8 protein-coding genes and 1 pseudogene are annotated in these 11,316 nt (G+C 42.7%); 3 read left to right on the top strand and 6 right to left on the bottom strand.

The window, feature by feature from the left end:
- Nucleotides 1–76 precede the first annotated feature (76 nt).
- Nucleotides 77–721: a DUF3782 domain-containing protein gene (locus ACQY1X_RS05200; RefSeq protein ID WP_430015457.1), complete on the bottom strand. Its 645-nt coding sequence runs from the start codon at nt 719–721 to the stop codon at nt 77–79.
- A 466-nt stretch (nt 722–1,187) separates the two neighbouring features.
- Between ACQY1X_RS05200 and ACQY1X_RS05205 the strand changes: the two genes are divergently transcribed.
- Complete coding sequence (locus ACQY1X_RS05205) at nt 1,188–3,080, top strand: BRCT domain-containing protein (protein ID WP_430015458.1); 1,893 nt, start codon at nt 1,188–1,190, stop codon at nt 3,078–3,080.
- Between the two features lie 138 nt (nt 3,081–3,218).
- A complete protein-coding gene (locus ACQY1X_RS05210; RefSeq protein ID WP_193977692.1) occupies nt 3,219–4,097 on the top strand; it encodes an NAD(P)-dependent oxidoreductase in 879 nt (292 codons plus the stop codon).
- Here the strand turns inward: ACQY1X_RS05210 and ACQY1X_RS05215 are convergent.
- From ACQY1X_RS05215 to ribD, 4 genes are all read right to left on the bottom strand, one after another.
- A complete protein-coding gene (locus ACQY1X_RS05215; protein ID WP_002744294.1) occupies nt 4,094–4,444 on the bottom strand; it encodes a 4a-hydroxytetrahydrobiopterin dehydratase in 351 nt (116 codons plus the stop codon). The genes ACQY1X_RS05210 and ACQY1X_RS05215 overlap by 4 nt on opposite strands.
- A gap of 254 nt (nt 4,445–4,698) precedes the next feature.
- The gene (locus tag ACQY1X_RS05220; protein WP_430014112.1) at nt 4,699–6,201 is read right to left on the bottom strand and encodes a DEAD/DEAH box helicase; all 1,503 of its coding nucleotides are present in this window, start codon (nt 6,199–6,201) and stop codon (nt 4,699–4,701) included.
- A 324-nt stretch (nt 6,202–6,525) separates the two neighbouring features.
- Nucleotides 6,526–8,499 carry a molecular chaperone HtpG gene (htpG, locus tag ACQY1X_RS05225; protein WP_430015727.1) on the bottom strand — a complete coding sequence of 658 codons (1,974 nt, stop codon included), beginning with the start codon at nt 8,497–8,499 and terminating at the stop codon, nt 6,526–6,528.
- Nucleotides 8,500–8,737: 238 nt separating this feature from the next.
- The gene (gene ribD, locus ACQY1X_RS05230; protein ID WP_430015459.1) at nt 8,738–9,835 is read right to left on the bottom strand and encodes a bifunctional diaminohydroxyphosphoribosylaminopyrimidine deaminase/5-amino-6-(5-phosphoribosylamino)uracil reductase RibD; all 1,098 of its coding nucleotides are present in this window, start codon (nt 9,833–9,835) and stop codon (nt 8,738–8,740) included.
- A 163-nt stretch (nt 9,836–9,998) separates the two neighbouring features.
- Here ribD and ureC point away from each other — a divergent pair.
- Nucleotides 9,999–10,286: pseudogene (gene ureC, locus ACQY1X_RS05235) on the top strand (urease subunit alpha); the annotation flags it as partial.
- Nucleotides 10,287–10,376: 90 nt separating this feature from the next.
- On the opposite strand, the gene ACQY1X_RS05240 reads toward ureC, so the two are convergent.
- Entirely contained in the window at nt 10,377–11,240 is an 864-nt protein-coding gene (locus tag ACQY1X_RS05240) for a hypothetical protein (protein ID WP_430014114.1), read from the bottom strand.
- Nucleotides 11,241–11,316: the final 76 nt, after the last annotated feature.

Below are 11,316 nucleotides of genomic sequence, written 5' to 3' on the forward strand. Positions count from 1 at the left end.
CCGTAATGACTCCTGACAGTTTACATTATCAACTATTCATTATTAATTAAAAAGGCGATCGCAAAATTACGCCTTCTTAAAAAAGAGATGAAACACCTTCAGCAAAACCCAAAGGTTGAAACTGAGCATCATTGATAATTTTAACCGTTTCCCCCGATTGCTTAATCACAAACAAACCGCGCCGATAGGCATAGACATCTATCCCCTGATCAATTTCAATTGCTGCCACTGCCCCATAAACCCGAAACTCTCGAAATTGGGGGAAAGCAACCTTAAATCGCTGTAATCGGCTGACAAAATCATCTACATCATCCCTCGACAGTCGAGATTTACATTCCACAGCCACCAACTCGCTCCCATTCACCGCCACAATATCAATCTCCATTGCCGCCCCAGGACGCTTACTTTTCAAGCGACTCATCGTTTGGGTGACATCAATGCCCCGTTCCTGAAATAAACGCACAACCGCAGGCTCTACCATTTCTTCAACGAATCTGCCCCAGCGCGTTGTGAGGTTATTAACGGCTTTGGTCGTTTCTTGTACCTGTTTTTTTAATTCTTCCATCGTGCGATTAGCTTCCTCTCTGCGGCGATCAGCTTCGGCACTGCGGCGATCGGCTTCGGCACTGCGGCGATCAGCTTCCTTTTGAAACTCGGCAAATTGGGCCTCAGTTCTTTCAAATAACTTGTAAATATCGGCGATCGTTACAGCGTCTGACATAGGAAGATTCTTCAAGCTTGAGGAGTCTAGTCCCATTCTAGCGACTTGGCCCAGAAAAAATGTCCCTAGCTTCTCATCCGTGTTTTTTCAATCAATTATTGACTATCAACTAATCAGCGATCGCAGTTCAAGGGGAAGGGGTCAAAGGTCAAAAGGCGATCGCGGTCAATGGATAATAGGCAATTGACAATGGATAATTATCAGCCGAAGCTCATGCGGCCATGGGCTACTATTTTGATCATCAGGAAGAAATTGACCTGGAAATCACCCAAGAATGGGATCAGGTACAAATTAGCATAACGCGAATAGCTAAATCACTTTTTACAGCAGGGTGAAAGAAGTGACTTTTCCCCCCTTCCCCCGAATGTACCCCGTAACTGATATAAGTAGAGATGTAGGTCTATAACCAAAATTGCCGCATCAGTTCGGTTAGGTGACTGTTTTTCGCTTGTCTAGGAGGGTAGATATGCTCAACGAATTAATTTATGAAGGATTAGGTTTAAGTGCTGTTTTCGGAGGACTATTCCTCTGGTCGCGCTCTAGTCTCGTCAGCAAAAATACCGCCCTTTTAGCTGCACAAGCGCAATTACAGCAAAGTAACTCAGATTTGTTGGTTCAAGTCAAGGGTTTAGACGTGGCGCAATCAGACTTAAAAGACGAAAATCAGCAGCTGCACGCCAAAATCATTCACATAGAACAACATTCCGCCCAATTACAGCACAAAGCTACGGATTTAGAAAATTCTCTCCAGTCCCTCCAGCAAGCTGTCCAGATAGGTGAGGGTGAAATCGAACAACTGAAAACCACCGCTAAGGAAATAGAAGCGGAGAAAGCTGGTTTGATGGAGCAATTAGAGCAAGAAAAAGCCCAAATTACTAGCCTAGAGGCACAGATTCAAACTTTAGAGCAGCAAAAAGGTGAAATTAACCGTCAATTTGATTTGACCAAAAAACAGACCACCTCTCTCTATAATCAAATTCAGACCCTAGAACAGGATAAAACTCTCTTACAGCAAGAGCTAGAAAAAGCTGAGGAATTAAGGGCGAAAGTGGCCGATTTAGACCATAAAAACCAAGAATTAAGCGATTTAGCCGCCCAAATTCCCAACTTGCAAGGTCAAATTCAAACCTTAGAACAGAATCTGGCTCACCAAACAGAACAGTATGAGCAAGGACAGCAGGAAATAGCCAGCTTACAGGGTCAAATTACTGGGTTAGAGCAGCAAAAAAAGTCTCTCAGCGAAGATTTAGCCGCAAGTCAAACTCGATCGCTCTCTTTAGGGCAAGAATGCGACAATTTAACTATAAAACTCCAAGAAACCGTCGCTCAAGTGACAGCCATAACCGCCGAAAAGGACAGTCTCGGCGCTCATCTCGAAGCAGCTAAACTGGAGTTACAAGCTTTAGAAGTCCAGAAAGAGGAATTATCGGCAGAATTAACCACTGCTGCCGAAAAAATTGCTGATTTAGAAGGGCAATTACAGGAATTAACCCAGTTACCGCCACAATTGGCTGATTCTCAGGCAAAAATTGCTGATTTAGAAGGGCAATTACAGGAATTAACCCAGTTACCGCCACAATTGGCTGATTCTCAGGCAAAAATTGCTAATTTAGAAGGGCAATTAGAGAAATTAACCCAGTTACCCCAACAGCTAGAAACCTATCGGGAAAACATTTCTAATTTAGAGATTCAACTACACCAGTTAAGTGCCGAAAAAGACCAATTAGAAACCACAACTTCCCGTCATATCGAGGAATTAAGCCAACAAAATCGCCAACTAACTCAAGATTTAGAAGTCAAAAAAACGGCAGCTAAAGCTTTAGAAAAGGAAAAAATTAAGTTTGAGGGCGAGTTAGCAACTAAGCAAGCAGAAATCGCCGCTTTAGAGGTTAAAATTCAAAACCTACAGCAAGAAAGAGACTATTTCTCTCGACAAACTGCTCCCATTATTACTAATGAACCAGAAGCAATTATTAGTGAAACTCTGGTAGTAGCAGAACCAGAAACCCCCCCGGTGATGGCCAAGGAAACTCCGGTAGTAGCAGCAGAAAAAATCCCGGTTGCCGATACAAGTTTAGAAGTGCAACCCGCAGCAAAGATAGTGCAAACGAGTCAAGAATCCGCCGAAAATCCCCTAAGGGGAAAAAGCGTAGTTATACTAGGAACCTTCAGCAAAATCAGTCGCGAGAAAGCGAAATCATTGATTATTAATGTCGGTGGTACTGTTACCGGTTCCCCCAGTGCGAACACTGATTATATTCTCCTCGGTAAAGCTCCCGGTGAGAAACTCAAAAAGGCTCAAAAATTAGGCATTAAAACCCTTTCAGAAGCCCAATTTCTGCAAATGGTAGAATCCTAAATCAGTTATCAGTAATCAGTTATCAGTAATCAGTTATCAGTAATCAGTAAACAGTAATCAGTTCACTGTTTACTGATTACTGTTCACTGAAAATACACCCCACACCCCACACCTCCCTTTCCCTTAATTACCAAAATTATGAGTCAAAAAATTGCCTTTTTAGGATTAGGAGTGATGGGAGCGCCGATGACGACTAATCTTGTCGGTCGAGGTTTTGCTGTTAATGCTTGGAATCGCAGCCCAGAAGCGCCGGGGATAATCATTGCCAGGGCATCAGGTGCGAACATTTGTTCTAGTATCGCCGCCGCCGTCAGGGATGCCGAGATTGTCTTTACCTGCGTCGGAGATGTGCCTGACGTGGAAGCGGTAATTTTAGGACCGGGGGGTGTCATGGAATCGGCAGCGGTGGGAACTCTGGTGGTGGATATGAGTACCATTGGCTCTCAAGCCGCTAGGATGATTGGTAAAAAGCTAGAGGAAAATAATCTCCGTTTTCTCGATGCTCCCGTCTCTGGGGGCGATATTGGGGCGAAAAACGGCACTTTAACCATTATGGTGGGGGGGAAAGAAGCGGATTTTCAGACTTGTTTGCCCTGTTTTCAAGCCATGGGCAAAACTATTCGCTGGTGTGGCGAAATCGGCAACGGACAAGCGGTAAAACTCTGTAATCAAGTCTTGGGGGCGGTTCACATGGTGGCGCTGTGTGAGGCTCTAAAAATGGCAAAAATTCAAGGATTAGACCCCAATTTAGTCATAGAAGTCTGTAAAACGGGGGCGGCGGGTTCTTGGGCTTTGGAAAATTTGGGACCAAAAATCCTCGCCCAAGATTTACAGCCAGCTTTTATGATTGAACATATCTTAAAAGATTTGCGATTAGTCAAAGAAACTGCCCAGACAGCCGGGGAAATTCTGCCTGGGACAGATTTAGCAGAAGCTTTATTTAAAGTAGTAGCGGAATTGGACGAAGGTAAGGGAATTAAACAGGGAACCCAAGCGATGATTCGCGCCTACGATTAAGCATTTTGTTGGCGATAAATATCATCGGTACGGGCAGCCATGATGAAATCATTTTGATGTAATCCCCCCACGTCATGGGTCCACCAAGAAACGGTAACTTTACCCCATTCTGTCAATAAAGCTGGGTGATGGCCTTCTTTTTCCGCCGCTTCTCCCACGGCATTAGTAAAGGCGATTGCCCCTTGAAAATTGGCAAATTTATAGAGTTTTTGCAGACGGGGAATACCCTCGTATTCTAAGAGATTCCAATCGGGAATTTTAGCCTGTAAAGCGGTAATTTCCTCGGCAGTGATAGGAGAAGAACCCGATTGATAAGGTTGACATTTTTGTTGAGCAAGTTCGGTCATAGGGGTATCAATCTAGATTTTTTAAGTAAGTGGTTATAATTAAATTGAAGATAGATTTTGCCTCTGATCCCCCCTGCCCCCCTTGATAAGGGGGGTGCCGATAGGCGGGGAGATCCCCCCTGCCCCCCTTGATAAGGGGGGTGCCGATAGGCGGGGAGATCCCCCCTGCCCCCCTTGATAAGGGGGGTATCTGACAACTTTTAACACCTACCTACTTACCTTTATTATAGAGGAAAATCCCCCAGAGAAATTTTCTATTCTTCCTCTGACTCTGGAGAACTTACCCAAGGGGTAGAAGATTCGGCAGCTTTCGGGAAAGAAAAAGATTTTTTCGGAGGAGAAGGCAATAATTCCAATTGTCGATTACCGGTTTTATAGCTAGTTTTATTTTTCTGCTCTCCCCGTCGTCGTTGGGAGGTTTTTTCCTCTGTCGTATTTTCGGCTATCACTTCATACAAAATCGCCCGTTTATCCTCTTGTTGGCCTTTTCTTAAAACCCGTCCTAAACGCTGAATATATTCCCTCGTGGAACCGGTTCCCGATAAAATAATCGCGATGCGTGCTTCCGGCACATCAACCCCTTCATTAAGAACATGGGAAGTCACCAGAATTTTGTATTCTCCCTGACGAAAACGGGTCAGGATTTCATGGCGTTCTTTCACAGGAGTTTGATGGGTTATGGCAGGTATTAAAAAGCTCTCGGAAATGCCGTAAACTGTGGCATTATCGTTGGTAAAAATTAAAATTGGCTCCGGATAGTGTTCACAGATTAACTCGGCTAAAACCCGCAATTTTCCCTGGGTTCCGGAGGATATTTCCTTCGACTCCCGGTGCGCTAACATGGCGCGGCGCCCTTCGCTACTTCTGGCACTAATCATGACAAAATTTTGCCAACCATCTAAACCAGACAAACTGAGATTATTTCTTCTTAAAAAATCATTGCGAATTTTAATTGCTTCTTGATATTTTTCCTGTTCTTTTGCAGATAGTTTCACTTTAATTTGAATTATTTCATGATCAGCTAGGGCTTTTCCTGACAAGTCTTGGGGACTTTTTTGATAAACAATTGTACCAATAAGATAATCTAAATCTTGATGACTACCATCACCGCGATCCGGTGTTGCTGTTAAGCCTAAACGATAGGGCGCGATCGAATCTTCCGCTATTTTCCGAAAGAAATCCGATGGTAAATGATGACATTCATCAAAAATCAAAAAAGCGTAACGATTGCCAAGAGTTTCTGAATAAATTGCCGCACTTTGATAGGTGGCGATTAAAATAGCACTATTATCCTTAGAACCTCCCCCTAATAATCCTACCTCGGCATCGGGAAAAGCCGCCAACATCTGGGCATACCACTGGTGCATTAAATCAATAGTCGGCACGATAATTAAGGTACTGCGGGGAGTCGATTGTAGAGCTAATTGGGCAAGATAGGTTTTACCGGCAGCGGTGGGAAGGACGATAACACCCCTTCTCTGGGATTTTTTCCAAGCGATTAACGCTTCCGTTTGATGGGGGTAGGGTTCCCGTTCAAAACTGGCAATTAATTCTAAATTGTTGAAAGCTTTTGCTTCATCTTGGAAGTTAATGCCCTCCTCCTGTAGGGTTTCCACGAGAGGACGATAATGAATGGCCAAAATGCGAAATCTTTCGATACGATCATCCCAAGTGGCGAAATCTAGCCATTTTTTCCCTTTTGGTGGTGGATGGAGAATTAAGGTTCCTCGCTCATATTTGAGGGTGGGTAAGCGCATTTTTCAGTTATCAGTAAACAGTAAACAGTTATCAGTAAACAGAACGTAGGTTGGGTTGAAGCATGAAACCCAACGCCCGCTCATGTTACGCTACCGCTAACCCATCCTACAAATAATTGTGCCTCCCTACTTATCAGTAAACAGTAAACAGTATAAGTGAACTGAAAACTTACATCTGATAACTGATAACTGATAACTGATAACTAATTCAAGGCTGACGGCGGCAAGATAGCTTATCGCTAGATCATATTGATCGGGTTAAAAAAATAGAGTGTGAATTAACACACTCTCAGCATATCGAAACAGCCAAAGTTTGGCAATAGATTAAATCTTTTCGGTTAGCTTAGTCAGAACGCGATTGGAACGTTCCACAAAAGCTTGCATTCCCTCAGCATCAAATCCTTTTTGAGCGATTAAAGCCAAATCATAAACGTGCTGACAGAGCATTTTCGCTAATTGCGCCGATGGAGATTCGCCACTACCAGTAACAATACTTCCCTGACTAATCTGGATAATTTGTTGAATGAGGGGATGATTAGTATTAATCATCAGAATATGTTCTTCGGGGAAAGCCATGGCTTTTTGTTGCATCATTGCCGTCATTTCCTGTAAGCGTCGCATCGCTTCTGGAAGTAAGACAATTGCCGGGGGAGTACCTTGGGGATCATCGGATTTCAAGGCTTCAGTTTTGATATTGATGCGGGAATTATCGAGAGCTTTGGTGAAGATTTCTTTGATCAATTCAGCCCGGGTTTTATTACTACTGGGATCGATAATTTCACTAGCTTGATCCTGTTCGAGCAGTGTCGAGTCTAATTCAGAATCAACCCGGGTGAATTTCACATCGGAGTATTCTCTTTCTAGGAAAGGAATAAAGTAATTAGTATCGATGAAAGAATCAAAGAAGAGGATCTCTAACCCTTGATTTTTGTAGAGTTCAACGTAGGTGGATTGGCTCCGAGGATCGGTACAGTAAAAAACTCGATTTTCGTGGCGTTCTTTATGGCGTTCCAGGTAGGCTTTGAGAGTAGTATAACCTTCCTGTTCGATCGCTTCTAGGGGAGTTTTCGCCGTTGCTTCTTGCCATGCGTCACCTTCGGCGGTTTGTACTTCCACTTGTACCGCAGTTTCTGGGGTTTTGTAGGTAGTGCGATAGATTAAAATATCTTCTACCTGCTGTTTAAATTTATCCTCTTTTAAGGAACCAAATTTAATAAAAGTTCCCACATCTTCCCAACAACGAATATATTCTTTTGCGTCTTCATTGTATAGAGATTTGAGGCGATCAGCAATTTTTTTGGCAATAAAATCGGCAATACGGCGAACGGTGCGATCTTTGGTTAAAGCACTTCGAGACACATTTAAAGGAATATCTGGACTATCGATAACTCCTCGCAAGGGCATCAGGAAATCGGGAATAATTTCCTCGCAATGATCGCTGACAAAAACCTGGTTACAGAATAACTTTAATTGTCCTTTTGAGACATCCACATCCGGTCTGAGTTTGGGAAAATAAAGAATGCCATTGAGCAAGAAAGGATAATCGGTATTCAGATGTACCCAGAGTAAAGGTTCTTCTTGGAAAGGATAGAGATAACGATAGAATTCTAGGTAGTCTTCTTTCGTCAGATTTTGAGGAGATTCTTTCCATAAAGCCCGTTGTTGATTAATCACTTCCCCATCAATTTTAATGGGAACGGGCATAAAATCTGAGTAGGTTTTGACTAACTGGCGAATGCGGGCAGGTTCTAAATATTCCCCTTCCTCATCCATTAAAGTTAGGGTGATAGTGGTGCCGATTTGGCTGCGGGAAGAAGCGGTTAATTCAAACTCTGGAGAACCATCACAGCACCAATGGACAGGGGTAGCACCTTCCTGATAGGAAAGAGTATCAATTTCTACCTTTTTAGCCACCATAAAAGCCGAGTAAAAACCTAGGCCAAAATGACCGATTAAATCGTTGGCTGATTTTTGGTATTTATTGATAAATTCTTCCGCACTGGAAAAGGCAACTTGGTTAATATATTTCTTGATTTCTTCCGCCGTCATCCCGATCCCATTATCGGTAATTGATAGGGTACGATTTTCTTTATCGATGGCGAGATTAATTTCTGGTTCGGGGACTTCTCCTCTCGCTTCTCCTGCTAAGGAAGCCATTTTTAATTTCGAGATGGCATCAACACTATTAGATATCAATTCCCGCAGAAAAATTTCATGGTCAGTGTAGAGGGATTTTTTGATAATAGGGAAGATATTCTCGGTATGAATCGTGATATTACCTTTTTCGAGTACCGTCATACGTTCAATCACTAAGGGTTTGACTATTCTAACTTTTTTATTTTGCTCGATAATGGCACCATTGATCACAGAGCGATTGCCCAACTTCCTCTAGGGTGATAACCGTACCGATAAAGGGATTTAACGGCAGCGGGGCGATTTATAGAACTCGAACGCAAAAATCGCGGTTATTGATGACTTTTTGACTTTTGCAAGCGGTTGGTTGAGATTTGCCGATTGAGCCAGAATTGCAGTAGCTCTACTTTTCACTTTGCAGATATCCCTCAATCAAAATATCGGGATTGAGATAATTAACCGTGACATTTTCTAACTGTAAAGCTTGGCTCATTAGCTGGAAACCTAAATCACCCACGGCAGTAGGTGCATTAATTCCCCCGATGATCTTGGGCGCAATAAAAGCGATAATTTTTTGTACCATGCCCTCAGCGATCGCGGCTGCACTTAAACCACCACCGCACTCCCACAAAACCTGACAAAATCCCCTCTGATAGAGATTTTCCATCACTAAAGTGGGTGTCACCTCGGTTAGTTCGATCACTTCCACGCCTTTTATTAATAATTGTTGCTGAAGCTTGACATTAGCATCAATTTGTGTATAGACAAGGGTGGGAAATTGACTGGTATCCCAAAGATGAGCGGAGGGTGGTAAATCGAGCGATCGAGTCATGACCACGCGCAGGGGATTATGATCAGAGAGGCCGTGAGTGGTGAGGTGGGGATTATCTTGACGGACAGTGCTACCGCCGACGATAATCGCATCACAGGCCGATCGCAGTTGGTGGACTATTTGGCGAGAAGCGGGGCTAGTAATCCAAGTGCTATGACCGCTAGTAGCGGCAATTTTGCCATCGAGAGTCATGGCATATTTGAGAATACCGAAGGGTTTTTTAGCGGTGATGCGATGGATAAAACCCTGATTGAGTTGACGACATTCGGACTCCTCCACTCCCACCAGCGTCTCGATGCCTGCCGATGCTAGTCTTTGAATGCCTTTCCCCGCCACCAGGGGATTAGGATCGATCATCCCTACCACCACTTTTTTAATGCCTGCTTGCACAATTGCCTCGCTACAGGGGGGAGTACGTCCATAGTGGTTACAGGGTTCAAGATTGACGTATAAAGTGGCACCACGGGCTTTTTCTGCTGCCTGTCTCAGGGCGAAAACTTCTGCATGGGGTTGTCCGGCCTCTGGGTGAAAACCTTCGCCGATAATTGTACCCTCTTGAACGATCACAGAACCGACTAAGGGATTAGGAGAAGTCCGCCCCAAGGCTTGCCTAGCAAGGGTTAGACATCTTTGCATCATTTTGCGATCAAATTCCGTTGCCTGGGCCATGGTTGATTTCTCCAAAGGAGGGGAGACTTTATCAGTGATCAGTAAACAGTAATCGGTGATCAGTGGGAATTATAAATTATAAATTATAAATTATGAATTATGAATTGGGAGATGGGGGAGCGGGGAGAAAAAAGCTGACGGCTGATGGCTGATAGCTAAAAATATGCGTCCCATGTTTGCCTCTTTTGGAATTGCGATCGCCAAAACTTCGTTGACATTTGTTTCTAAATATGCTGTAAAAGCGGGCATTCCTGAGAAGTTAAAGCTGAAAAAAACCGCCGTGGCCGTGTCGAATACGCGCAATATCAGTAAGGCTAGTATGAAGCTTAATGACGCTTTATCGCGCATGGAAGTTAATCCCGAAACCTACGAAGTGCGTACTTACGGGGAATTATTAATCTGTGAACCCGCTACGGTTTTACCCATAGACCAACGCTATTTCCTATTTTGAATTCTGGTTTTTTTAAAACCCTATTTTTTGGGTGTTTTGGAATGCAGGAAGCTAAAGGATAGGCGGTTAAAATCCGTCTTAGCGGATTCTTTAAAAAATAAGACTAAGTATTAAACCAAATGCACTACCGAATAAGGTAATGATCATCAAAATAATGCTAGTAAAGGTTTTACTATAGCCTCTTTCTTGAAAATCGTTCATTACTTGCTGGGCTAAGTGATACACCCCGAAAGAGAAGTAGAACGTAGCAAAAGCGAATAAAGTTGCGAGAAAAAATCCGATCAATAAGCCGACAAATCCGCCTATAAATCCTCCTGACAAAATACCAATTAATAGCCCGATAAGATAAAGAATTTTTTCGGATAGGGCTTCTATACTGGGAGTAATCGAAAATACTTGAAGAGGATATTTATTAATAAAATAGACACTGGCTAATGCGGCTCCTAATGCACCAATAAAATTTTTATTTTTTCTATCCTGAGTTGTTCCCCCGTATCCTCCAACGGCGGCAAGGCTAGAATTAAATAATAAGGAATTAGGATCAAAGTGTTTCCCAAAAACTTGATTTAAGTAATTTCCTAATAAGTTTATAAAAATCGCACCGACAATCGCAGCAACATTATTGCTGAGTCTGTATCTTTGTTTTCTAAGTATCCATTCTCCTAAATCGCCAAGCCAAGTTAAGAAACCAATCGAGATAATAATTAACCAATAGGGTTGAGTTGCTAATTTCATTGTCCAATAAATTGCGATCTCCTTTGTTAGTGATATTCCTACAAAAATCGCACTAATTGTAATTATTAAAAATGTCAGAAAATAAAGAGGGATAAAGGTTATTGTTGGGAAAATCAACCATTTTTGCTCACGTTCTGATAATTTGTTTGTAAAGGAATAACTGATTAGGTTTGGGAATATGATTAGGTCAATGTTAGAGAGGTTAGAGAGTTTAGACATATTCAAGATTGGTGTGATAGCTAAACTGCCTAAAACTACGATAGTAAAAAAGCTAAAGCATAAAATTGAAATTAAT

Source organism: Microcystis protocystis FBCC-A270, from assembly GCF_050500235.1.
Taxonomy (GTDB): Bacteria; Cyanobacteriota; Cyanobacteriia; order Cyanobacteriales; family Microcystaceae; genus Microcystis; species Microcystis ichthyoblabe_A.